Origin of the sequence: Phytobacter sp. MRY16-398 (assembly GCF_003925915.1) — a bacterium.
In the GTDB taxonomy this organism is placed as follows: domain Bacteria; phylum Pseudomonadota; class Gammaproteobacteria; order Enterobacterales; family Enterobacteriaceae; genus Phytobacter; species Phytobacter diazotrophicus.
Genome location: NZ_AP018756.1, coordinates 1,808,292 through 1,831,338 on the forward strand (window position 1 = coordinate 1,808,292; position 23,047 = coordinate 1,831,338).

General features: G+C 54.0%; 20 protein-coding genes. 15 read left to right on the forward strand and 5 right to left on the reverse strand.

From position 1 onward, the window contains the following. Positions 1–11: 11 nt before the first annotated feature. From fruA to MRY16398_RS08660, 4 genes are all read left to right on the forward strand, one after another. Positions 12–1,700 carry a PTS fructose transporter subunit IIBC gene (gene fruA, locus MRY16398_RS08645; protein ID WP_071195679.1) on the forward strand — a complete coding sequence of 563 codons (1,689 nt, stop codon included), beginning with the start codon at positions 12–14 and terminating at the stop codon, positions 1,698–1,700. Between the two features lie 299 nt (positions 1,701–1,999). Then, entirely contained in the window at positions 2,000–2,935 is a 936-nt protein-coding gene (locus tag MRY16398_RS08650; protein WP_039079958.1) for a pseudouridine kinase, read from the forward strand. Next, positions 2,928–3,863, forward strand: coding sequence for a pseudouridine-5'-phosphate glycosidase (locus MRY16398_RS08655; protein ID WP_071195680.1), 936 nt, complete (start codon positions 2,928–2,930; stop codon positions 3,861–3,863). The genes MRY16398_RS08650 and MRY16398_RS08655 overlap by 8 nt, the downstream gene beginning before the upstream one ends. A 96-nt stretch (positions 3,864–3,959) precedes the next feature. After that, positions 3,960–5,210, forward strand: a complete 1,251-nt coding sequence (locus tag MRY16398_RS08660; protein WP_039079960.1) for a NupC/NupG family nucleoside CNT transporter — start codon at positions 3,960–3,962, stop codon at positions 5,208–5,210. A gap of 34 nt (positions 5,211–5,244) precedes the next feature. Here MRY16398_RS08660 and MRY16398_RS08665 read toward each other — a convergent pair whose 3' ends face one another. From MRY16398_RS08665 to MRY16398_RS08675, 3 genes are all read right to left on the reverse strand, one after another. Further along, a complete protein-coding gene (locus MRY16398_RS08665) occupies positions 5,245–6,345 on the reverse strand; it encodes a sugar kinase (protein ID WP_125124174.1) in 1,101 nt (366 codons plus the stop codon). Next, positions 6,346–7,203, reverse strand: coding sequence for a deoxyribonuclease IV (nfo, locus tag MRY16398_RS08670; RefSeq protein WP_125124175.1), 858 nt, complete (start codon positions 7,201–7,203; stop codon positions 6,346–6,348). A gap of 183 nt (positions 7,204–7,386) precedes the next feature. Beyond that, on the reverse strand, positions 7,387–8,439 hold the full coding sequence (locus MRY16398_RS08675) for a YeiH family protein (RefSeq protein WP_108700948.1): 1,053 nt from the start codon (positions 8,437–8,439) through the stop codon (positions 7,387–7,389). A 120-nt stretch (positions 8,440–8,559) separates the two neighbouring features. Between MRY16398_RS08675 and yieE the strand changes: the two genes are divergently transcribed. From yieE to MRY16398_RS08705, 6 genes are all read left to right on the forward strand, one after another. After that, positions 8,560–9,426, forward strand: a complete 867-nt coding sequence (yieE, locus tag MRY16398_RS08680) for a DNA-binding transcriptional regulator YeiE (protein ID WP_125124176.1) — start codon at positions 8,560–8,562, stop codon at positions 9,424–9,426. A 177-nt stretch (positions 9,427–9,603) separates the two neighbouring features. Next, entirely contained in the window at positions 9,604–10,389 is a 786-nt protein-coding gene (locus MRY16398_RS08685) for a transporter substrate-binding domain-containing protein (RefSeq protein ID WP_039079965.1), read from the forward strand. Positions 10,390–10,398: 9 nt separating this feature from the next. Further along, positions 10,399–11,064, forward strand: coding sequence for an amino acid ABC transporter permease (locus MRY16398_RS08690; RefSeq protein ID WP_039079966.1), 666 nt, complete (start codon positions 10,399–10,401; stop codon positions 11,062–11,064). After that, positions 11,064–11,720 carry an amino acid ABC transporter permease gene (locus MRY16398_RS08695; protein WP_039079967.1) on the forward strand — a complete coding sequence of 219 codons (657 nt, stop codon included), beginning with the start codon at positions 11,064–11,066 and terminating at the stop codon, positions 11,718–11,720. Before MRY16398_RS08690 ends, MRY16398_RS08695 begins: the two co-directional genes overlap by 1 nt. Beyond that, positions 11,701–12,438, forward strand: a complete 738-nt coding sequence (locus MRY16398_RS08700; protein WP_107223796.1) for an amino acid ABC transporter ATP-binding protein — start codon at positions 11,701–11,703, stop codon at positions 12,436–12,438. The genes MRY16398_RS08695 and MRY16398_RS08700 overlap by 20 nt, the downstream gene beginning before the upstream one ends. 242 nt (positions 12,439–12,680) lie before the next feature. Beyond that, positions 12,681–14,150, forward strand: coding sequence for an amino acid permease (locus MRY16398_RS08705; protein ID WP_125124177.1), 1,470 nt, complete (start codon positions 12,681–12,683; stop codon positions 14,148–14,150). Between the two features lie 71 nt (positions 14,151–14,221). Here the strand turns inward: MRY16398_RS08705 and MRY16398_RS08710 are convergent, their stop codons facing one another. Together MRY16398_RS08710 and fghA are read right to left on the reverse strand one after the other, a co-directional pair. Further along, a complete protein-coding gene (locus MRY16398_RS08710; RefSeq protein ID WP_125124178.1) occupies positions 14,222–16,207 on the reverse strand; it encodes a ligand-gated channel protein in 1,986 nt (661 codons plus the stop codon). A gap of 248 nt (positions 16,208–16,455) precedes the next feature. Then, entirely contained in the window at positions 16,456–17,292 is an 837-nt protein-coding gene (gene fghA / locus MRY16398_RS08715; protein ID WP_039079971.1) for an S-formylglutathione hydrolase, read from the reverse strand. Between the two features lie 149 nt (positions 17,293–17,441). On the opposite strand from fghA, the gene MRY16398_RS08720 reads away from it, so the two are divergent. The 5 genes from MRY16398_RS08720 to mglB all read left to right on the forward strand — a co-directional run bounded on the left by MRY16398_RS08720 (position 17,442) and on the right by mglB (position 23,011). Then, complete coding sequence (locus MRY16398_RS08720; protein ID WP_079496542.1) at positions 17,442–18,569, forward strand: YbfB/YjiJ family MFS transporter; 1,128 nt, start codon at positions 17,442–17,444, stop codon at positions 18,567–18,569. A gap of 124 nt (positions 18,570–18,693) precedes the next feature. After that, on the forward strand, positions 18,694–19,359 hold the full coding sequence (gene folE, locus MRY16398_RS08725; RefSeq protein WP_039079972.1) for a GTP cyclohydrolase I FolE: 666 nt from the start codon (positions 18,694–18,696) through the stop codon (positions 19,357–19,359). Positions 19,360–19,380: 21 nt separating this feature from the next. Next, a complete protein-coding gene (yeiB, locus tag MRY16398_RS08730; protein ID WP_103245454.1) occupies positions 19,381–20,541 on the forward strand; it encodes a DUF418 domain-containing protein YeiB in 1,161 nt (386 codons plus the stop codon). 154 nt (positions 20,542–20,695) lie between these two features. Further along, positions 20,696–21,721, forward strand: coding sequence for an HTH-type transcriptional regulator GalS (gene galS / locus MRY16398_RS08735; protein ID WP_125124179.1), 1,026 nt, complete (start codon positions 20,696–20,698; stop codon positions 21,719–21,721). 291 nt (positions 21,722–22,012) lie between these two features. Further along, entirely contained in the window at positions 22,013–23,011 is a 999-nt protein-coding gene (gene mglB / locus MRY16398_RS08740) for a galactose/glucose ABC transporter substrate-binding protein MglB (protein WP_039079975.1), read from the forward strand. The last annotated feature ends 36 nt before the right edge of the window (positions 23,012–23,047 follow it).

Here is a 23,047-nt window from a genome sequence, read left to right on the forward strand (position 1 = left end):
AGGAGAGCATAATGAAAACGCTGCTGATAATTGATTCTGAACTCGGTCAAGCTCGCGCATATATGGCGAAAAGCCTGTTAGGCGCAGCGGCACAAAAAGCGAATTTGCAGTTTATCGACAACCCCGGTGAAGCTGAACTGGCGATCGTTCTGGGCTCCCGCGTGCCGGCTGACAGCGCGCTGAGCGGCAAGAAAGTCTGGTTGGGCGACATCAATCGCGCTGTGGCTCATCCGGAACTGTTTTTAAGTGAAGCAAAGAACCACGCTTCTCCGTACACGGCTCCGGCGGCGACACCGGTGACGTCCAACAGTGGTCCGAAACGTATCGTGGCTATCACCGCCTGCCCGACGGGTGTTGCGCACACCTTTATGGCGGCAGAGGCCATTGAAACCGAAGCGAAAAAACGCGGCTGGTGGGTGAAAGTGGAAACACGCGGCTCTGTTGGCGCGGGTAACGCCATCACGCCGGAAGAAGTGGCACAAGCCGATCTGGTGATCGTCGCCGCTGACATCGAAGTGGATCTGGCGAAATTCGCTGGCAAACCGATGTATCGCACGACTACAGGCCTGGCACTGAAGAAAACGGCGCAGGAATTAGACAAAGCGCAAGCCGAAGCGAAAACGTATCAGCCGAGCGGCGGTACGCAAGCTGCGAGCAGTGAAGGTAAAAAAGAGAGTGCGGGCGCCTATCGCCACCTGCTGACCGGTGTTTCTTACATGCTGCCGATGGTTGTTGCCGGTGGTCTGTGTATCGCACTGTCCTTTGCCTTCGGTATTACCGCATTTAAAACGCCGGATACGCTGGCTGCCGCGCTGATGCAAATCGGTGGTGGGTCTGCGTTTGCTCTGATGGTGCCGGTGCTGGCCGGTTACATTGCCTTCTCCATCGCTGACCGTCCGGGTCTGACGCCGGGTCTTATTGGCGGTATGCTGGCAGTAAGTACCGGCTCTGGCTTTATCGGCGGTATTATTGCCGGTTTCCTTGCGGGTTATCTGGCGAAAGCCATCAGTAAAGGCGTTAAGTTGCCGCCAAGCATGGAAGCGCTGAAACCGATCCTGATCATTCCGCTGTTCTCAAGCCTGATTGTTGGTCTGGCGATGATCTACCTTATCGGTAAACCGGTTGCGGGTATCCTTGCAGGTCTGACGTCATGGCTGCAATCCATGGGTACGGCGAATGCTGTCCTGCTGGGTGCAATCCTCGGTGGCATGATGTGTACCGACATGGGTGGTCCGGTGAACAAAGCGGCCTACGCCTTTGGTGTTGGTCTGTTGAGTACGCAGACTTACGCACCGATGGCCGCCATCATGGCTGCCGGTATGGTGCCGCCGCTGGCGATGGGTCTGGCGACCATTGTTGCCCGTAAGAAATTCGATAAAGGGCAGCAGGAAGGGGGCAAAGCGGCGCTGGTTCTGGGCCTGTGCTTTATCTCCGAAGGTGCGATTCCGTTCGCGGCACGAGACCCGATGCGTGTTCTGCCATGCTGTATCGCCGGTGGCGCGCTGACGGGGGCTATCTCCATGGCGATTGGCGCGAAACTGATGGCACCGCACGGTGGCCTGTTCGTTCTGCTGATTCCAGGTGCAATCACCCCGGTTGTGGGTTATCTGCTCTCTATCGTGGCAGGTACCCTGCTGGCAGGTCTGGTCTATGCGTTCCTGAAACGCCCGGAAACCGAAGCTGTTGCCAAAGCCGCATAATATGATTGACTGAGTCATAAAGGGGCCGGGAAACCGGCCCTTTTTTTATTCCCCGCCTTCTGTGCCCCGCATCTCATTTCTGTAACGTGTTTTAATCTCAATCCCTATAAATTTGTGATGACCTTCATATCTATTCACCTTCGCTCGTGGGGGCGTATTTACTTTACGCAAATTCGGCTTACGATAAACACATGTTCAAAAATAAACATGTGCTCTAATAAGGTTTCGCATCCAGACGATAAACGAATTGTTGTCTCGACGATCTCATTAATATGGCATTTTTTGCCAGAGGGCGTTTTATGCGTAAAAAGGATTATATAATCACTATTGGTTCCGCCAATATGGACGTGGCGGGCTATTCACATGGTGTATTGAATTACGCGGATTCCAACCCGGGGAAAATAAAATTCACGCCGGGCGGTGTGGGGCGTAATATTTCACAGAATCTGGCATTGCTGGGAACTGAGTCATGGCTACTCACCGTGGTGGGCGATGATTTTTATGGCCAGTCTCTCTTAAATCAAACCAGTCAGTCCGGTGTCCGAATAGAAAAATGTCTTATTGTTGCAGGTGAAAATACCTCGAGTTATTTATCGCTCCTGGATAATACCGGCGAAATGCTGGTGGCCATTAACGATATGAATATTACCGATCATTTGTCTGCGGATTTCCTGGCAAAACATATCGATTTTATTCGCGACGCCAGCGTAATTGTTGCCGACTGCAATATCAGTGAAGACGCGCTCGCCTGGCTGCTGACACATGCGGGAGATACGCCTGTTTTCATCGACCCGGTATCCGCCTGGAAATGCGTCAAAATACGCGACTGGCTGGGACAGATTCATACGCTGAAACCCAACCGCCTTGAGGCCGAAACGCTCAGTGGCATTACGCTTTCCGGGCGCGACGATGTAGGAAAGGTTGCCGAATGGTTTCATGCTCGCGGTCTGCGACGGCTGGTACTGAGCATGGGCGGCGACGGCGTTTATTACAGCGAGCGCGATGGCGTAAGTGGGTGGTCACCTCCGATTAAAACCCAGGTCGTTAATGTCACCGGGGCGGGTGACGCCATGATGGCGGGTCTGGCGGCCTGTTGGGTAGAAGGTTTTTCATTTATCGATTCGGTCCGTTTTGCGCAAGGGTGTTCGTCTATGGCTCTGGCGTCCGAATATACCAATAATCCTGACTTATCTTTTTCAAAAGTCACATCGCTAGTGGAGAAACAAGATGTCTGAATTAACGATTTCCCCTGAATTACTGCATATCTCTGCGGAAGTAAAAGAAGCGCTCGAAAATAATAAACCGGTTGTAGCGCTGGAATCGACAATTATTTCTCACGGTATGCCCTTCCCGCAAAATGCGCAAACGGCAATTGAAGTCGAAGAGACTATTCGTAAGCACGGTGCGGTGCCGGCAACTATCGCCATTATTAAAGGCGTCATGAAAGTTGGTCTGACGAAAGAGGAAATTGAATTATTAGGCCGTGAAGGGCATAGCGTCGCAAAAGTCAGTCGCCGGGATTTACCTTTTGTGGTCGCCGCTGGATTAAATGGTGCAACCACGGTGGCATCCACCATGATTATTGCCGCGCTGGCCGGTATTAAAGTTTTTGCGACCGGGGGCATTGGCGGCGTTCACCGTGGCGCCGAACATACATTTGATATTTCCGCTGATTTGCAGGAGCTGGCGCACACTAATGTCACGGTCGTTTGCGCAGGGGCGAAATCTATTCTCGACCTCGGCCTGACCACCGAATATCTGGAAACCTTCGGTGTACCGTTAATTGGTTATCAGACCAAATCATTGCCGGCGTTTTTCTGCCGTACCAGCCCGTTTGAGGTCAGCATTCGTCTGGACAGCGCAAAAGAGATCGCCCGTGCGATGGCGGTGAAGTGGCAAACCGGCCTTAACGGTGGCCTGGTGGTAGCTAACCCGATTCCTGAACAGTTTGCGATGGCGGAAGAGAAAATCAACGCCGCTATTGATCGGGCGGTGAAAGAGGCCGAAGAGCAGGGCGTGGTCGGTAAAGATAGCACGCCGTTCCTGCTGGCTCGTGTAGCCGAGCTAACCGGCGGCGATAGCCTGAAGTCAAATATTCAGCTGGTGTTCAACAACGCCGTGCTGGCATGTGAAATCGCAAAAGAGTACCAACGTCTCGCATAAACCGGGCGCGGGCAGTGAGCGGTCGCCCGCAGGGATATCAGACATACCAAAACCTGGCGTTTACGCCGGGTTTCCTGGCATGAAGGGAAAATCATTATGGATATAATGAGAAGTTTTCTGGGTATGGTGGTATTACTGGCCATCGCTTTTCTGCTGTCAGTAAATAAAAAACGCATTAGTTTACGCACGGTTGGCGCGGCGCTGCTGCTGCAAATCGCTATCGGCGGGATTATGCTCTATTTCCCGCCGGGCAAATGGCTGGTTGAGCAGGCGGCGCTGGGCGTACATAAAGTGATGTCCTACAGCGACGCGGGCAGCGCCTTTATCTTTGGGTCGCTGGTCGGGCCGAAAATGGATGTGCTGTTTGACGGCGCCGGGTTTATTTTTGCCTTCCGCGTGCTGCCTGCGATCATCTTCGTTACCGCCTTAATCAGCCTGCTTTACTATATTGGCGTGATGGGGCTGTTGATCCGCATTCTGGGTGGGATTTTCCAGAAAGCGCTTAAGATCAGCAAAATCGAATCCTTTGTCGCCGTGACCACGATTTTCCTCGGGCAGAATGAAATCCCGGCTATCGTGAAGCCGTTTATTCATAAGCTCAATCGCAACGAACTGTTTACCGCTATCTGTAGCGGGATGGCGTCAATTGCCGGGTCGATGATGATCGGCTACGCCGGAATGGGGGTGCCGATTGATTACCTGCTGGCCGCGTCACTCATGGCAATTCCGGGCGGTATCCTGTTTGCCCGTATGCTGAGCCCGGCCACCGAAGACTCACAGGTCACGTTTGAAAATCTTTCGTTTACCGAAACACCGCCAAAAAGCATTATCGAAGCGGCGGCAAGCGGCGCGATGACCGGGCTAAAAATTGCCGCCGGTGTGGCGACGGTGGTGATGGCATTTGTGGCGATCATCGCGCTGCTGAACGGCATTATTGGCGGTGTGGGCGGCTGGTTCGGTTTCGGCAACGCGACGCTTGAAGGGATCTTTGGTTATGCGCTGGCACCGCTGGCGTGGATCATGGGCGTGGACTGGCACGATGCGACCCTGGCTGGCAGCCTGATCGGGCAGAAACTGGCGATCAATGAGTTCGTTGCCTATCTCAATTTCTCCCCTTATCTGCAAGCGGGCGGCACGCTGGATGTCAAAACCATCGCCATTATTTCGTTTGCGCTGTGTGGGTTTGCCAACTTCGGTTCCATTGGCGTGGTGGTTGGCGCGTTTTCCGCGATTGCCCCCCAACGCGCGCCGGAAATCGCCCAGCTTGGGATGCGGGCGCTGGCGGCGGCAACGCTCTCTAACCTGATGAGTGCCACCATCGCCGGGTTCTTTATCGGTCTTGCCTGAGTCAACGGCACGCCAGTGTCACTGGCGTGCATTCTTACGCTTCAGCTTTGCTTGTATTGAGTAACGCCATCGCATTTTCTGCTGAGAGTGCAGGGTTGTTGATGCTCACGCTGGCGCGGGAAATCGCCGCACAGGCCATGGCAAAGTGGGCGCTCTCAGTAAAATTTCCCCCTTCCAGGAAGCTATATAATAGCCCCGCCATAAATCCGTCATCGGCCCCGAAGCGGTCGGTGAAGGTGTGATCCGGCGAGGTCAGCAGAAGCTGCTCGCCATCATGTTTAGAGCAGAACACGGAATCATCGTCCAGATACACGAAGATGCGTTGCACCCCTTGTTCATGGAGTGAATTCACCGCCGTAATTTTGTCTGCTTCACGACGAATCGGCTGACCCCATAAGATTTGCAGCTCTTGTAACGTGGGTTTCAGCGTGTGAATGCGCGAAAGCCAGGGGCGAATCTTATCGGCTTTGAACTCGGAAACCGTATCGACGAAGACCGGAATATTCCCCGCCATGGTGAAGACCCACTGCAATGCCTCTTCGGTCAGGTTGCAATCGGCGAGCACCACACCCGCATGCATCACCAGATCGCGTGAGGCGTTGAGCAACTGCGGCGTCAATTGCTGCAGAATATGGGTATCGTTGATGGCCAGTACTGTCTCTTCCTGCTGATTGGCAACCGACAGATAGGTAGAGGTGTTGTGCCCGTGCAGACGAATACAGCTTTGCACGTTCACCCCGGCCTGCCGGGTCTGTTCCAGTAACGTTTCGCCGTAAAAATCATCCCCCACGGCAGAGATAAGGTGCACATCGCGGCCCAGCAGGGCGAGGTTATGGGCAACATTACGCCCTACGCCGCCTGCGGAGCACTGGATATTACCGGGGTTGGAGGCGGACTGCGGGTAATGGATATCCGCCACGCCGCGAATATCCATATTAATGGCGCCAAACACCACGCAGTAATCCTGCTCGGTCAGAATGTAGCCTTTGCCTTTAATAAGCCCTTTACGCATCAAATCCATAATATGGGCGGCGACGCGTGAACGGCTGATTTGTAAAATATCGCCTATCTCATTTTGCTGAATAAGTGGGTTGCTGCGCAGGATTTGTAATATCTGTTTTTCCCTGTCGTTCATTTACGCCACGGCCTCTTCATTTTGTTGGGCTTTCAGCCAGGCAATCTCTTCTGCCCAGATGTCCTGGTTTATGGTTTCCAGAATCATCGGAATACCGTCGAAGCGATCGTCTTGCATGATCCAGCGGAAGGCATCATGACCAATATTGCCTTCGCCCAGGCTGTGATGGCGGTCGACACGGCTGCCGAATGCGCTTTTGGCATCATTGAGGTGCATACCGCGCAGGTAGTTGAACCCCACTACGCGTTCAAATTCGGCGAACACTTTCGCGGTGCTTTCAGTGGTGCGCAGGTCGTACCCGGCGGCAAACGCATGGCAGGTATCGATACACACGCCGACGCGGGATTTGTCTTCGACACCATCGATAATGGCGGCCAGATGCTCAAAGCGAAAGCCGAGGTTGCTGCCCTGGCCTGCGGTGTTTTCGATAACCGCCGTGACGCCTTTGGTTTGTGCGAGCACAATGTTAATGGATTCGGCAATGCGCGCCAGGCACTTATCTTCATCGATTTGCATCAGATGGCTGCCGGGGTGGAAGTTCAGCAGCGTCAGCCCCAGTTGTTCGCAGCGTTGCACTTCATCGAGAAAGGCATCGCGGGATTTCTCCAGCGCCTCTTCAACCGGGTGACCCAGATTAATCAGATAACTGTCGTGGGGCAGAATTTGTCCCGGCTGATAGTGGTATTTTTCGCAGGCGGCTTTGAATTCATCAATCGTCTCGCTGGTGAGCGGCGCGGCACGCCATTGACGCTGATTTTTTGTGAACAGGGCAAACGCAGTGGCTTCGATTTCTGCTGCGCGAATGGCGGCATTGGCCAGACCGCCGGCGGCGCTGACATGCGCTCCGATGTATTTCATGTAATGACTCCTGTTAAACCCGCAATACGCGTCATCCTTCACGCTGCATCGTTGTTGGCTTCATTCACTCACCCCGCGCCGGGGATGCTTTCATTTGCCGCCTTGATGCAACGCGAAGGATTTTGCGTAATTAAATAAATATTCTCCAATAATAGCGGGTTAACAGGGAACAGACGTAAGGTTTTATGCCATTACATGGTGCACCAGCAGGTTAATTGCACCGCCACCGACAATCAGCCAGACAAACAGCGCCAGCGCCATCAGTAGCGGCTTCGCTCCTGCCTTTTTCAGTGCGCTGATATGGGTGGTTAATCCCAGTGCGGCCATCGCCATCGCCAGCAAAACGGTATCAACGGTAATCAGGACATCAACCACACCTTTTGGCAGCAGATGGAACGAGTTAAATACGGCCACCAGGATAAACAACACCGCAAACCACGGAATGGTAATCTTGCTTTTTTCGCCTTCTGCCGCCGGGGAGAGTTGTTTAACCCGCGAAGCAAGCAGGATCAGGAACGGTGCCAGCATCATCACGCGCAGCATTTTGGCAATAACCGCCGCATTCTCGGCATCCGGGCTGACGGCATGGCCTGCGGCCACCACCTGCGCCACTTCATGCATGGTTGAACCCATATAGATGCCGTACGCTTCCGGGGTGAACCAGTGCGCCAGCAGCGGATACATGGCCGGGTAGATAAAAATGGCGAGCGTTCCGTAAATCACCACGGTGGCGACGGCAACGGCGACTTTGCTGGACTCCGCTTTGACCACCGGTTCGGTTGCCAGCACGGCGGCAGCGCCGCAAATACTGCTGCCTGCACCAATCAGCCAACTGGTTTTTCTGTCCAGCCCAAAGACCTTTTGACCGAGTAAACAGGCCAGCATAAAGGTGCTGGAGAGCATCAACACATCGATAGCGATGCCGCTGACGCCTACCTCAGCAATTTGCGAAAATGTCAGGCGCAAGCCATAAAGAATAATACCGAGTCGCAACAAATACTGTTTTGACCATAATACGCCCGCATCACAGTGAGCGTGGATGCGCGGGTAAAGTGTGTTGCCTGCGACAATACCAAATAAGATAGCCAGCGTTAGCGCGCTAAAGCCTGCACCCGCGACCGAAGGAATATTACCCAGCCACAATGCCAGCCCGGCAATGACCGCACTGAGTAACAGACCCGGTGCGAACAACGCGACGTAGTTCTTGCGTGGAACATGATGTGTGATTTCAGTCATAACCTTCTCCTTTCTCCGGGTAAAAGGTTACGGCGCTCTGGCTTAAAGGTAAAATTGATTATATATTTATAATTAATCTTTATAAGTGGTAAGTAACCCTTACCCCGACGGTGAAAATTTATGCATATCACATTACGGCAGCTCGAAGTTTTCGCCGAGGTGCTCAAGAGCGGTTCCACGACCCAGGCTTCGCAAATGCTGTCTTTATCGCAGTCGGCGGTCAGTGCTGCGCTGACCGACCTCGAAGGTCAACTCAGCGTTCAGCTTTTCGATCGCGTCGGTAAACGGCTGGTGGTAAATGAGCATGGCCGTTTGCTCTATCCCAGGGCGCTGGCGCTGCTGGAGCAGGCGACGGAAATTGAGCAACTGTTTCGTGAAGAAAATGGCGCAATTCGCGTGTACGCCAGCAGTACGATTGGCAATTACATCCTGCCGGAGATCATTGCCCACTATCGACGGGATTTTCCCCAGTTGCCGCTGGATATGAGCGTGGGCAACAGCCAGGACGTTATCAATGCGGTGGCCGATTTTCGTGTCGATATAGGTCTGATTGAAGGGCCTTGCCATACGGCTGAGATCATCGCTGAACCCTGGCTTGAGGATGAACTGGTGGTGTTCGCGCCGCCAGACTCACCGTTGTTGCAAGGGGAGGTCACGCTGGCGCGCCTGGCCGCTGCGCCGTGGATCCTGCGTGAGCGCGGCTCCGGTACCCGTGAGATTGTCGATTATCTGCTGCTGTCCCATCTGCCTGAGTTTCATCTCGGCATGGAGCTTGGCAATTCAGAAGCTATCAAACATGCCGTGCGCCACGGGCTTGGCATCAGTTGCCTGTCGCGGCGCGTGATCGCCGAACAGCTTGAAGCGGGTTCGTTGGTCGAAGTCCATGTTCCCTTGCCTCGCCTGGTACGCACCCTGTGGCGCATTCACCACCGTCAAAAGCATCTTTCCAGTGCACTGAATCGCTTTTTGCGTTATTGCGACATTTGATTGCACCAGTAACAGGCAGTTGCACCATTCTGGTGTGCGACTGCCTGCTTTATCTCCTCTTTATGACCGCTTAACTGCCGCTATAGCGGGCCCGCTCGCGTTTTTATCTCGTTGGCACATTAGTTGCAAAAAGTGATTCAAAGAATCTTTTGTTTCATGAGCGATGAGGTGACGAGAATGAAGAAGTGGATGATGGCAGCAGCGGGTGCGGCATTAATAGTGTCCTGTGCAGGGCAGGCGATGGCCGATCAGCTCCAGGATATTCAAAAGCGCGGCGTGCTACGCGTGGCGGTACCGCAGGACTTCCCGCCGTTTGGCTCCGTGGGAACCGATCTCAAGCCGCAGGGCTACGATATCGACATGGCGGAGTATCTGGCCAAAGAGATGAAAGTGAAGGTAGAACTGGTGCCGGTAACCAGCGCTAACCGCGTCCCTTATCTGCAAACCAATAAAGTTGATCTGGTCATCTCCAGCCTCGGTAAGAATGCGGAGCGCGAAAAAGTGATCGACTTTAGCCGCGCCTATGCCCCGTTCTTCCTCGGCGTATTTGGACCGAAAGACGCCACTCTGGCAGACGCTGCCGCGCTGAGCGGTAAGTCGGTCGGCGTCACCCGTGGGGCGGTGGAAGACATGGTATTAAGCGATCTGGCCCCGAAAGATGCCGAGGTCAAACGTTACGAAGATAACAACACCACCATCTCTGCTTATCTTTCCGGCCAGGTGCAGTATATGGCGACGGGTAATGTGGTGGTGGCTGCGATTGCCCGCCAGAACCCGGAAAAAGCGCCGGTCAGCAAATTTATGCTTAAAGATTCCCCCTGCTTTATCGGGCTTAAGAAAAATGAGCCTGCGCTGAAAGCCGAAGTGGACAAGCTGATTGAACAGGCACTGAAAGACGGCACGCTCAACAACTTCTCGCAGAAATGGATGCAGGCGCCGCTGCCCGCCACCCTGGGCGTGTAAGGGTCTGGCATGACGACAACGCTTGATTTTGCCGCGCTGTGGCCGTTCTGGCCGCAGCTACTCGCGGGGCTTTGGACCACGGTAACCTTAACTATTCTGGCAACCATCGGCGGTGTGTCTCTTGGCATCCTGGGCGCGGCGCTACGTAGCGGCAAGCCCACGCTGGCGAGCCATATCTGGGGCGCGTATGTCGAGCTTATTCGTAATACGCCGTTCGTGGTGCAGCTTTTTTTTATCGTTTTCGGTCTGCCTGGTCTGGGGCTGAAATTAACGGCAGGCGAGGCGGCGTTAATCGCCATGCTGGTTAACCTTGGGGCTTACAGTACGGAGATTATCCGCGCCGGGATCCAGGTGGCGCCAAAAGGACAGTGGGAAGCGGCGCGCGTGCTGGGGCTAACGAAAACGCAGACCTTTATTCGCGTGATCCTGCCGCCGTCGCTGCGGCGTATTTATCCGGCCCTGGTCAGCCAGTGCATTATCGTGATGCTCGGATCGTCGGTGGTCTCGCAGGTGTCCTATGAAGAGCTGACGTTTGCGGCAAACCTGATCCAGTCGCGTACGTTTTTAAGTTTTGAAGTTTATCTGGTCACCACATTGCTGTATCTGGCGCTTTCACTGTTGATGCGTCAGGTTTTGATGGCGGCGGGACGGAAGTGGTTGGGGAGCGAGAGTTGATGAGTACATTTACCGACTGGGATATTCTGCGCAACCTGTTGCTGGCGGCGCGCTGGACCTTGCTGCTGTCACTGATCGCGTTTATCTGCGGCACGCTGGTGACATTGCCGCTGCTGGTATTACGCATCAGCCGCTGGCACTGGCCGAAACGTCTGATCAGCGCCTATGCCGCGCTTTTTCAGGGTACCCCGCTACTGATGCAGCTCTTTCTGGCTTTCTTCGGTATTGCCTTGTTCGGTATCGATGTTAGCCCGTGGACGGCGGCAACGCTGGCGCTGACGCTTTTTACCAGCGCGTTCCTGCTGGATATCTGGTACGGCAGTATTAAGGCTTTGCCGAAAGGGCAGTGGGAGGCCTGTCGCTGTCTGGGGTTGAGTTTTGGTCAGACACTGTTTCGGGTGATTGCGCCACAGGCTATTCGTATTGCCATTGCCCCGACGGTCGGCTTTTCCGTACAGGTGATTAAAGGGACGGCGTTGGCCTCGATCATCGGCTTTGTCGAACTGACCAAAGCGGGCACCATGCTGAATAATGTCACCTTCGCCCCTTTTAAAGTGTTTGGCCTGGTTGCCCTGGGCTATTTCCTGATGTGTTACCCGCTGTCGCGTTACAGCCGTTATCTGGAGAAGAAATTCCATGCCGCTCATCACCATTAATGACGTGCAAAAATACTATGGCGAGAACCATGTGCTCAAAGGCGTAAGCCTGGATATCGAAATGGGCGAAGTGGTGTCGATTATCGGGCGCAGCGGTTCCGGGAAAAGCACCTTGTTACGCTGCATGAATGGGCTTGAGGGCTACCAGGACGGCAGTATTAAACTCGGTGGGATGACGGTAACCGACCGGGAGTCGCAGGCGCGGGAAATCAGTCGCTCGGTGGGGATGGTGTTTCAGAGTTTTAACCTGTTTCCACACATGACCGCGCTGGAGAACGTGATGCTGGCGCCGCGTCGGGTGCTGAAATTGCCGGCGGATGAGTGCCGCAAGCTGGCGATTGAGATGCTGGAGAAGGTCGGTCTCGGTGAGCGCATCGATTATTACCCGTCGAATTTGTCAGGCGGGCAGCAGCAACGCGTGGCGATTGCCCGTGCGCTGGCGATGAAACCCAAAGTATTGCTCTGCGATGAGATAACTTCGGCGCTGGATCCGGAGCTGGTGGGCGAGGTGTTACGTGTGCTGGAACAGCTTGCCGCCGAAGGGATGACCCTGATTCTGGTGACTCACGAGATGAGTTTTGCCCGCGAAGTGGGCGACCGGGTGGTGTTTATGCATCAGGGAAAAGTATGGGAGCAGGGCGAAAGTAAGTCGTTCTTTAGCCAGCCGCGTACCCCGGAATTGCAGCAATTTATCGCCTCAGTGCGTGGACTGAGTTAGGTCTTTGCGTTTTTCCCCTCACCTAACCCTCTCTCCAAAAGGAGAGGGGAGGTTGCAGTTACGCCGCTCTGCGTGAGCTTTCAGCCTCTTTTCCCCCTCGCTCGCCAGATGTCGATTCCACTGCTTTACTTATAATCCACTGGCGATCATGAAGGTCTCTAATAAAACGTTGATTGTGCCGGAAGGATGCCCTTTCGTTTGCTACAATCGCGCCTCATTTTTTAGATGGATAGCATTTTCTTATGGTTTCCGAAACTAAAACCACACAAGCGCCCACGCTTCGCCGTGAACTCAAGGCGCGTCACCTGACGATGATCGCCATTGGCGGATCGATCGGTACAGGGTTGTTTGTCGCATCAGGGGCGACGATTTCTCAGGCGGGCCCGGGCGGCGCGCTGTTCTCCTATATTCTTATTGGTCTGATGGTCTATTTCCTGATGACCAGCCTTGGCGAGCTGGCGGCGTATATGCCAGTGTCCGGCTCCTTCGCGACTTACGGCCAGCAATACGTTGAAGAAGGCTTTGGCTTCGCGCTGGGCTGGAACTATTGGTACAACTGGGCGGTGACCATCGCCGTTGACCTGGTGGCTTCGCAACTGGTGATGACCTGGTGGTTCCCGGATACGCCCGGCTGGATCTGGAGCGCCGTATTCCTGTGCGTGATCTTCTTGCTCAACTACATCTCCGTTAAAGGCTTTGGCGAAGCGGAATACTGGTTTTCGCTTATCAAAGTGACCACCGTTATCATCTTTATCATCGTTGGCGTACTGATGATCGTCGGCATTTTCAAAGGCGACCAGCCGGCTGGCTGGAGCAACTGGCAGGTAGGCGACGCACCCTTTGCGGGCGGGCTATCGGCGATGATTGGCGTGGCGATGATTGTCGGCTTCTCCTTCCAGGGTACCGAGCTGATTGGTATTGCGGCAGGTGAGTCCGAAGACCCGGAGAAGAACATTCCGCGCGCGGTGCGTCAGGTATTCTGGCGTATTCTGCTGTTTTATGTGTTCGCTATCCTGGTCATCAGCCTGATCATTCCTTATACCGATCCGAGCCTGCTGCGTAATGATGTGAAAGACATCAGCGTCAGCCCGTTTACCCTGGTATTTGAACATGCGGGTCTGTTGTCTGCGGCAGCGGTGATGAATGCCGTTATCCTCACGGCGGTACTGTCGGCGGGTAACTCCGGTATGTACGCGTCTACCCGTATGCTCTACACGCTGGCCTGCGATGGCAAAGCGCCGCGCATTTTCGCTAAACTGTCGAAAGGCGGTGTGCCGCGTAACGCCTTGTATGCCACCACCGTGATTGCGGGTCTGTGCTTCCTGACGTCGATGTTTGGCAACCAGACTGTTTACCTGTGGCTGCTGAACACCTCCGGCATGACCGGTTTTATCGCCTGGTTGGGTATTGCTATCAGCCATTACCGCTTCCGTCGTGGTTATGTCATGCAGGGGCACGATCTGAACAACCTGCCGTACCGTTCAGGTTTCTTCCCGCTGGGGCCGATCTTCGCTTTTGTGCTGTGCCTGATCATCACCCTGGGCCAGAACTATCAGGCTTTCCTGGCGGATACCATTGACTGGGGCGCCGTAGCGGCAACCTATATTGGTATTCCACTGTTCCTGATCATCTGGTTTGGTTACAAACTGTCGAAAGGCACCCACTTTGTAAGCTACAAAGATATGGTGTTCCCGGAGCGCTTTAAGAAATAACCGGCAGTTGTTCTGCGATGACCAATAAAAACGCCCCGGCAAATTACCGGGGCGTTTTTTGTTAAGCGTTATCAGAAGTTATAGGTTAAGCCAACGGTATAACGGCGGCCATCAAGGACCGTGTCATAGGTGTCGTAATCAATCTGCTTATCCAGCACGTTGTAAATCCCGGCGGAGACCAGCAAATTCTTATTCGCGTTGTAACGCAGACCCACATCCACCTGACTGTAAGATGGCGTACCCTGCGACATTGAGGTGCGGCTTAAGTATTCCGAGGTTTTGCCACGGAAGTTCAGGCGACCCCAAAGACCCACATCCTGCGTGGCCTGCCAGTCCAGCGTGGTGTTGATCATGTGTTTCGGCATTTTGTTAAGCGGCTTGCCGGAGAACTGACCGCTTTTCTGTTCTGACTCGGTAAAGGTGTAGTTGGCCGTCAGGTTAAGGTCGCGCGTGATGTTCCAGCCGAAGGTGGATTCGACGCCGCGCATATTGGCTTTATCAACGTTAACGCGATCGCTGACAAAATCGTAACTGACGCTGCCGATCGTACAGGCCGGATCGGCGCTGCTGTTGCACCGACGTACTTCGGTGATTTTATCCTTGAAGTCGGTGTTGAACAGCGTAATGCCCGCGTTGAGGGTGTCATTGTTATCCCACAGCAGGGCGATTTCTTCGCTCAGGCTTTTTTCCGGTTTCAGGTCGGGGTTGCCGACAATCATGCCATTCATGCGGCCACCGCCTGTCGCCTGTCCCCAGCTTGCGGAAGACTGACGCAGATCCGGGGCGCGATAACCTGCCGACACGCCGCCTTTAATCGTCCACTGGTCGGTCAGATGCCACACGCCGTAGCCGCGCGGTGTCCAGTTGGTGCCGTAGTTTTCATCTTTGTCCATGCGCAAGCCGCCAGTCAGCGTCACGCTGTCGAGCACCGCCCATTCATCTTCTGCAAATAACGCCCAGCTCCAGCGGGTGAGTTTATTCAGCCCGTCCGCCGCTTCCAGTTGATTGCCGTTATCGCGCAGTTTCTCATAGCGATACTGCCCGCCGACCGTCATGGTATGGCTGCCAAGGAAGATCTGGTTCTGGTTGTTGACGATGGTGTTATACGACTTCATCTGGCGACCTGGGTTATTGGTCTCTTCCTGCTGAATGTAGCTGGATGTGTTGAAGTCGCTGTAATAACCGCTGTGGGTTAACGAGTAAGTGGTGTGCTCGTAGCGGCTGTCACTTTTGCTGTTGGGCGTACAAACGTTGCCACGGCAGGTCTCCGCCGCCGACGACATACCAGGCGTACTGTTGCGATCCTGCAATTCGCGGGCAATATCCAGGTCGAAATCGTTTTTATCATCCGGGGTGAAATTGAACGTCACGCCACCGTTGCGCAGGCGCTGCTCGTTATAGCCGTTGAGGATTTTATCTTCCGCGCGACGGGATAATAGCCCGCTCACTTTCGCGCCCAGTAGCCCGTCAATCAGCGGGCCGGAAGCGGAAGCGTTGGTCTGGAAGAGATCGCCGGAATCACTGTTTTCCTGGAAAGTGGCATCGCCATGCACTGAGCCTGTCCAGCCTTTGGTATTGGACACTTTTTTGGTGATGACGTTAATCACACCGCCCATTGCGTCAGAACCGTACAGTGATGACATCGGGCCGCGGATCACTTCAATACGCTCAATGGATTCCAGTGGCGGCAGCCAGCCCTGTTCGATACCGGCATTATCACTGTTGGGGCGCGTACCGCGTGTGCTGATTCGTTTGCCATCGACCAAAAAGAGGGTGTATTGCGAAGCCATGCCACGAATGCTGATATCACTGCTGCTGCCACCGCCGGTCACCACCACACCCGGAACATCTTTCAACGCGTCGGTGACATCCCGGTACGCTTTATCTTCAAGCTGCTGTTTAGAAATAACCGAAATAGAAGCTGGGGCGTTCTGGATTTTCTGTTCAAACCCGGTAGCGGAGACGACGACGGTGTCTTCTTCAGCCGCAAGGAGTGCCGGGGGGAAGGTGGCAGCGCAGACGGCAACTGCCAGCAATTTAGCGCGAGGTAAAGTCATTTTGTCATTCCGTTTAAATGAATAAAGCTCCATCGGGCAATACCATGAAGACTATAAGTGTTTGTCTTTTAAGAACTCTGGTGATGGAGAAGCGGAAGGATTGTGGATAAAAAGTGAATTTATGTAAATACAACTGATAATTGAAATCATTTGCATTTGTTGTTTTAAATGAGGGGAAATCTAGTTTTTTCAGCGGGATAGCGGAAAATGTAAGGAATCGTAAAGAGGAGGGCATCGCCCTCCGGTGATTATTTCAGCAGATATTGCGCGTGGAAACGCAGGTGGTCTTCAATAAACGAGGCCATAAAGTAATAGCTGTGATCATAGCCAGGCTGAACACGAAGCGTGAGCGGCCAGCCGGTCTGGCGGGCGGCTTCAGCCAGACGGGCGGGCTGTAGCTGTTCTGCGAGGAATTGATCGGCATCTCCCTGATCGATAAGCGTCGGGATCGCATCTTTATTTTGACTGGCCAGCATCAGCGCGCAGCTATCCCAGGCCTGCCAGGTTGAGATGTCGTTGCCCAGATAAGCGCTAAAGGCTTTCTGTCCCCAGGGGACCTGTGCCGGGTTTACAATCGGCGCAAACGCAGAAACGCTGGTAAAGCGCCCCGGGTTTTTCAGTGCCATGATCAGTGCGCCATGGCCGCCCATCGAATGACCGCTGATGGCGCAACGTTCGCTGACGGTAAATTGTGATTGAATTAACGCGGGCAGTTCATCGCGCAGATAGTCATACATGCGGTAATGCGCCGCCCACGGTTGTTCGGTGGCGTTGAGATAAAAGCCCGCGCCTTTGCCCAGATCATAGCCATCGGCGTCGGCAACGTCATCGCCGCGCGGACTGGTATCCGGCATTACCAGAACAATCCCCAGCTCAGCCGCAACGCGTTGCGCGCCGGCTTTGGTGGTGAAGTTTTCATCGGTACAGGTCAGGCCCGACAGCCAGTACAGCACCGGAGGGGGAGTTGTTGTCTTCGTGGGCGGTAAAAAAATGCTAAATGTCATGGTGCAATTCAGCACGGTGGAGTCGTGCCGCCAGCGTTGTTGGCGCCCCTCAAAACAGCGGTGCTCTTCAAGCAATTCCATGCAAGGCTCCTTGATTATTTGTTAACAGTTAAAGCGTGACGATCACTCATAATACAGATAATTCATGCGCCTGTGAGTAACTTTCACTTTCACCTCGCTGCATCATAATGCATCATAAATTTTACTTTTTTTTAACGTTAGAGGTTTTCATGGCGCTACGCATTGCGCTCTGTGGCTTTATCGTACTGGTGGTGGCAATGGGAATAGGGCGCTTTGCCTTCACGCCCCAGGTGCCGCTGATGATTCGCGATGGACAACTGACGTTAACCAGTGCCGGACTGGTCGCCGCGATGAATTACCTCGGTTATTTACTGGGAGCGTGGGATGCGATGCGCGCCAGTAAACATATCGAGATGCGTCTGTATCTTGGCGTTGCGGGGGCTGTTGCGCTGACCTTTCTTTCTGCGCTGGCGGATAACGCCATTGCACACGGCGCGCTGCGTCTGGTGATTGGTGCGATGAGCGGCTGGGCGATGGTGCTTACCGCAGCCTGGACGAACGAGCGTCTGGCGCATTACGCCCGTCCGGGTTTGAGTGCCGCCGTATTTGCCGGGCCGGGGGCGGGCATCGCCCTGAGCGGCCTGCTGGCGGTGGTTATTCAGTCGCGCGCGCTCTCCTCAACGGCAGCCTGGCAGGTCTACGGCGTACTGGCTCTGGTGCTGGTGGTATTGATCGCCCGCTATTTGCCGCATCCGGGTCAGTTACATCGCTCCGGCGTTCAGCCAGAACCGCTGCATTTGACAACGGATCTGAAACGACTGGTCTGGAGCTATAGCCTGGCGGGGTTTGGCTACATCTTACCTGCGACCTTTCTTTCGCAAATGGCGGCGCTGCGCTTTCCCGGTAGCCTCTTTGCGCAGTTTGTCTGGCCAGTATTTGGTGCTGCCGCAGTCGTCGGGATTGGGCTGAGTATTGCCCTGCGTCATGTGGGCCATAGCCATCAGCGGCTGGCGATTGTGCTGTGGCTACAAGGGTTGGGTGTGGTGGCCTCTTGCGTATTGCCGGGGATGGGGGGACTGGTCATGGGCGCGCTATTGGTCGGCGGGGGTTTTCTGTGTGCGGTGCAGTTATCGCTGCTGTATGGCCGCGAACTGGCGCCGAATCATACCCGGTATATGGCGGGTTTGCTCACCACCGGCTATGCCGTCGGGCAATTGATTGGGCCGATGACGTCTGCGCTCTCCACCTGGCTTACGCAGCGGCTGGAACCCGCACTAGTGCTGGCCGGGCTGGCGCTGCTGCTCGGCGGGATTTTGGTCTGGAAACGTTCGGCGTGAAAGGTACGAGCAATTTCATTAATTATCACCGTGAATACTGGATTCTGTGCGCGACCTCACGCACAATGATTGCTCGCTTCGCCCGTCGCACGGCGAAGATGCCACACCTGCAGGAGAATAAAAAATGTCATCACTCAGTAAAGAAGCGGCTCTCGTTCATGAGGCCCTGGTTGCCCGTGGCCTTGAAACCCCGTTGCGCCCGCCTGTCGACATGGATAACGAAACCCGTAAACGCCTGATAGCCGGTCATATGACCGAGATTATGCAGCTCCTTAATCTCGATCTGAATGATGACAGCCTGATGGAAACTCCACATCGCATCGCCAAAATGTACGTTGATGAAATTTTCTCGGGACTGGATTATGCCAATTTCCCGAAAATTACCGTCATCGAAAATAAAATGAAAGTGGATGAGATGGTGACGGTGCGTGATATTACGCTGACCAGCACCTGTGAACACCACTTTGTCACTATCGATGGGAAAGCGACCGTCGCTTATATTCCCAAAGAGTCGGTGATTGGTCTGTCGAAAATTAACCGTATTGTGCAGTTCTTTGCCCAACGTCCACAGGTGCAGGAACGTTTGACGCAGCAGATCCTGACGGCGCTGCAAACGCTGCTGGGTACCAATAATGTGGCGGTGTCCATTGACGCGGTACATTACTGTGTGAAAGCACGTGGCATTCGTGATGCTACCAGCGCTACTACCACGACGTCACTGGGCGGGCTGTTTAAGTCCAGCCAGAACACTCGCCAGGAGTTCCTGCGCGCAGTACGTCACCATAACTAATTAGCCCGGAGAGCTGGATACATGGAGAGAAATGTCACGCTGGATTTTGTTCGTGGCATTGCCATTCTAGGTATCCTGCTTCTGAATATCACCGCTTTTGGACTGCCAAAAGCGGCCTATCTTAATCCCGCCTGGGCTGGCAGCATCACCTTAAGCGATGCCTGGACATGGGCGCTGCTCGACCTGTTTGCGCAGGTGAAATTCCTCTCCCTGTTTGCGCTTCTCTTTGGCGCGGGCCTGCAAATGCTCTTGCCACGCGGCAAGCGCTGGATCCAGTCACGCTTAACGTTACTGGTGCTGCTGGGTTTTATTCATGCGCTGGTCTTCTGGGATGGCGATATTTTGCTGGCTTATGGGCTGATTGGGCTTATCAGTTGGCGCATGATTCGCGATGCGCAAAGTGTAAAAGCGTTGTTTAACACCGGGCTGGCGCTGTATTTGATTGGCATTGTGGTGTTGCTGTTGCTGGGGGTTATCTCCGGTAGCGCGCCCAACCGTTCATGGCTACCTGGACCGGCCAATATCCAGTATGAAGTCTGGTGGAAAACAACGGGCAGCGTGATGGAGGCCATCAGTAATCGTGCTGATATGCTCTCTAGCGGTCTGCTGGCGCTGGGGGCGCAGTATGGCTGGGAGTTGGCCGGGCTGATGTTGCTGGGCGCAGCGCTGATGCGTAGCGGCTGGCTGAAAGGGCAGTTCAGTCTGGGGCACTATCGCCGTACGGGATGCTTTTTGATAGCGCTTGGCGTAGCGATAAACCTGCCGGCTATTATTGCCCAATGGCAACTTGACTGGGCATATCGCTGGTGCGCGTTTATCCTGCAAGCGCCGCGTGAGCTGGGCGCACCCATACAGGTGCTGGGTTATACCGCGCTTATCTTTGGTTTCTGGCCGCAACTGTGCCGCTGGAGACTGGTTAATGCTGTGGCCTGCGTTGGGCGGATGGCACTGAGCAATTACCTGCTGCAAACGCTCATTTGTACCACGCTGTTTTATCGTTTCGGCCTGGTGATGAAGTTTGATCGCTTGCAACTGCTGGCTTTCGTCCCACCGGTCTGGGCCGTCAATATTCTCTTCTCTGTTCTCTGGCTGCGCCAGTTCCGTCAGGGGCCGATGGAGTGGTTGTGGCGGCAATTAACCGCGCGTGCTGCGGGGACATCATTGCCGCGCACATCCAGATAACGATCTGGATCACAATCATTAACAAAATGGATGTAACCGTTTCCATTGATGTGATGCCACTCACGCAGCAACTTCTCGCCGACTGAGAGAATAGCCTCCTTGCTAAACAGGGGGTATCTGTGAGCTGCCGTAATCAACATAAAGGTTGGTCAATATGATCACCATTCGTGATGTGGCCCGTCAGGCGGGCGTTTCCGTCGCGACGGTTTCCCGTGTGCTAAATAACAGTGCGCTGGTCAGTCAGGAAACGCGGGAGGCTGTGATGAAGGCGGTGGCGCAACTGGGCTATCGCCCGAATGCCAACGCCCAGGCACTGGCCACGCAGATCAGCGACACCATCGGCGTGGTGGTGATGGACGTCTCCGACGCCTTCTTTGGCGCGCTGGTGAAAGCGGTGGATACCGTGGCGCAGCAGCATCAGAAATATGTGCTCATCGGCAACAGTTACCACGAAGCGGAAAAAGAGCGCCACGCTATTGAGGTGCTGATACGTCAACGATGTAACGCATTGATTGTTCACTCAAAAGCGCTAAGCGATGAAGAACTCGCCGGGTTTATGGAACAGATCCCTGGCATGGTGGTGATCAATCGCGTGGTGCCGGGTTACGTCCACCGTTGTGTCTCACTCGATAACGTCAGCGGTGCGGTGATGGCCACCCGCATGCTGCTCAATCACGGACATCAACGCATAGGCTATCTCGCCTCCAGCCATCAGATTGAAGATAACGACATGCGCCGTGAGGGCTGGGTTAAAGCGCTTGCGGAGCAGGGCATTGCCGCGCCGGATGCCTGGGTGGGTATGGGTTCACCGGATATGCAGGGCGGGGAAGCGGCTATGGTGGAACTCCTGAGCCGCAATCAGCAGCTTACGGCGGTGTTTGCCTATAACGACAGCATGGCCGCCGGGGCGTTAACCGCGCTGAAAGATAATGGCATTGCGGTGCCACCGCATCTTTCTCTCATTGGTTTCGATGATATCCCGATTGCCCGTTATACCGATCCGCAATTGACGACGGTGCGATATCCGATTGCGTCAATGGCCCGTCTGGCTACGGAACTGGCGCTGATGGGGGCTGCGGGCAAACTCGATCCTGACGCTACACACTGCTTTATGCCAACGCTGGTACGCCGTCATTCTGTCGCTTCACGTCAATCTGTGGCAACGATCACTAACTTATGATGTTTGTTGATGTAACCGTTTTCAATCTGTGAGTAAATTCACAGTATCTTAACAAGGCGGTGACTATGATGTCAGCGTTTTAGAAGCTGAAACACGATGTAACGGTGATTATTCATTTTCACTGAGTCATTCAGCCTGAAGCATCGAAGAAAGCGCATTATTGGAGCGTTACCGAACACGGAAGAACGAATTTTTTGAGTGAACTTCGGCGAACAGTAACGTTTCATTAACTTGCTGCCCCGCCGACCATTATTCGCATGAACTACCCTGCATAAAAAAACCGGAGATACCATGAATAAGAAGGTGTTGACTCTGTCTGCTGTTATGGCAAGCATGCTTTTTGGCGCAGCCGCACATGCAGCTGATACCCGTATTGGTGTGACCATCTATAAATATGACGACAACTTCATGTCAGTTGTCCGTAAAGCCATCGAGAAAGACGCCAAAGAAGCTTCTGGCGTACAGCTGCTGATGAACGACTCCCAGAACGACCAGTCCAAACAGAACGACCAGATTGACGTTCTGCTGGCGAAAGGCGTTAAAGCCCTGGCAATCAACCTGGTTGACCCGGCTGCTGCAGGCACCGTTATCGAAAAAGCACGTGGTCAGAACATTCCGGTTGTGTTCTTCAACAAAGAGCCTTCTCGCAAAGCGCTGGATAGTTACGACAAAGCTTATTATGTGGGTACCGACTCCAAAGAATCCGGCATCATTCAGGGCGACCTGATTGCCAAACACTGGGCTGACAATAAAAACTGGGACCTGAACAAAGACGGTCAAATTCAGTACGTTCTGCTGAAAGGCGAACCAGGTCACCCGGATGCTGAAGCACGTACCACTTACGTTATCAAAGAGCTGAATGACAAAGGCATCAAAACTGAGCAACTGCAGTTAGATACCGCAATGTGGGATACCGCTCAGGCGAAAGACAAAATGGACGCATGGCTGTCCGGCCCGAACGCCAATAAAATTGAAGTCGTGATCGCGAACAACGATGCGATGGCGATGGGTGCGGTTGAAGCGCTGAAAGCGCACAACAAATCTTCTATCCCGGTATTCGGCGTGGATGCGCTGCCAGAAGCACTGGCACTGGTTAAATCTGGCGCAATGGCCGGTACCGTGCTGAACGATGCCAACAACCAGGCGAAAGCAACCTTCGATCTGGCGAAAAACCTGGCAGATGGTAAAGGCGCAGCTGACGGCACCAACTGGAAAATTGAGAACAAAATTGTTCGTATTCCTTACGTTGGTGTAGATCAGGGCAATCTGTCTCAGTTCATCGGTAAATAATTCGTTTTAAGCATGTTCTCACCGGGCGCAACAATA

Bases quoted from the DNA above. Each gene is read 5' to 3' on its own strand.
- fruA (WP_071195679.1), top strand. From the start codon at position 12: ATGAAAACGCTGCTGATAATTGATTCTGAACTCGGTCAAGCTCGCGCA.
- MRY16398_RS08650 (WP_039079958.1), top strand. From the start codon at position 2,000: ATGCGTAAAAAGGATTATATAATCACTATTGGTTCCGCCAATATGGAC.
- MRY16398_RS08655 (WP_071195680.1), top strand. From the start codon at position 2,928: ATGTCTGAATTAACGATTTCCCCTGAATTACTGCATATCTCTGCGGAA.
- MRY16398_RS08660 (WP_039079960.1), top strand. From the start codon at position 3,960: ATGGATATAATGAGAAGTTTTCTGGGTATGGTGGTATTACTGGCCATC.
- MRY16398_RS08665 (WP_125124174.1), bottom strand. From the start codon at position 6,345: ATGAACGACAGGGAAAAACAGATATTACAAATCCTGCGCAGCAACCCA.
- nfo (WP_125124175.1), bottom strand. From the start codon at position 7,203: ATGAAATACATCGGAGCGCATGTCAGCGCCGCCGGCGGTCTGGCCAAT.
- MRY16398_RS08675 (WP_108700948.1), bottom strand. From the start codon at position 8,439: ATGACTGAAATCACACATCATGTTCCACGCAAGAACTACGTCGCGTTG.
- yieE (WP_125124176.1), top strand. From the start codon at position 8,560: ATGCATATCACATTACGGCAGCTCGAAGTTTTCGCCGAGGTGCTCAAG.
- MRY16398_RS08685 (WP_039079965.1), top strand. From the start codon at position 9,604: ATGAAGAAGTGGATGATGGCAGCAGCGGGTGCGGCATTAATAGTGTCC.
- MRY16398_RS08690 (WP_039079966.1), top strand. From the start codon at position 10,399: ATGACGACAACGCTTGATTTTGCCGCGCTGTGGCCGTTCTGGCCGCAG.
- MRY16398_RS08695 (WP_039079967.1), top strand. From the start codon at position 11,064: ATGAGTACATTTACCGACTGGGATATTCTGCGCAACCTGTTGCTGGCG.
- MRY16398_RS08700 (WP_107223796.1), top strand. From the start codon at position 11,701: ATGCCGCTCATCACCATTAATGACGTGCAAAAATACTATGGCGAGAAC.
- MRY16398_RS08705 (WP_125124177.1), top strand. From the start codon at position 12,681: ATGGTTTCCGAAACTAAAACCACACAAGCGCCCACGCTTCGCCGTGAA.
- MRY16398_RS08710 (WP_125124178.1), bottom strand. From the start codon at position 16,207: ATGACTTTACCTCGCGCTAAATTGCTGGCAGTTGCCGTCTGCGCTGCC.
- fghA (WP_039079971.1), bottom strand. From the start codon at position 17,292: ATGGAATTGCTTGAAGAGCACCGCTGTTTTGAGGGGCGCCAACAACGC.
- MRY16398_RS08720 (WP_079496542.1), top strand. From the start codon at position 17,442: ATGGCGCTACGCATTGCGCTCTGTGGCTTTATCGTACTGGTGGTGGCA.
- folE (WP_039079972.1), top strand. From the start codon at position 18,694: ATGTCATCACTCAGTAAAGAAGCGGCTCTCGTTCATGAGGCCCTGGTT.
- yeiB (WP_103245454.1), top strand. From the start codon at position 19,381: ATGGAGAGAAATGTCACGCTGGATTTTGTTCGTGGCATTGCCATTCTA.
- galS (WP_125124179.1), top strand. From the start codon at position 20,696: ATGATCACCATTCGTGATGTGGCCCGTCAGGCGGGCGTTTCCGTCGCG.
- mglB (WP_039079975.1), top strand. From the start codon at position 22,013: ATGAATAAGAAGGTGTTGACTCTGTCTGCTGTTATGGCAAGCATGCTT.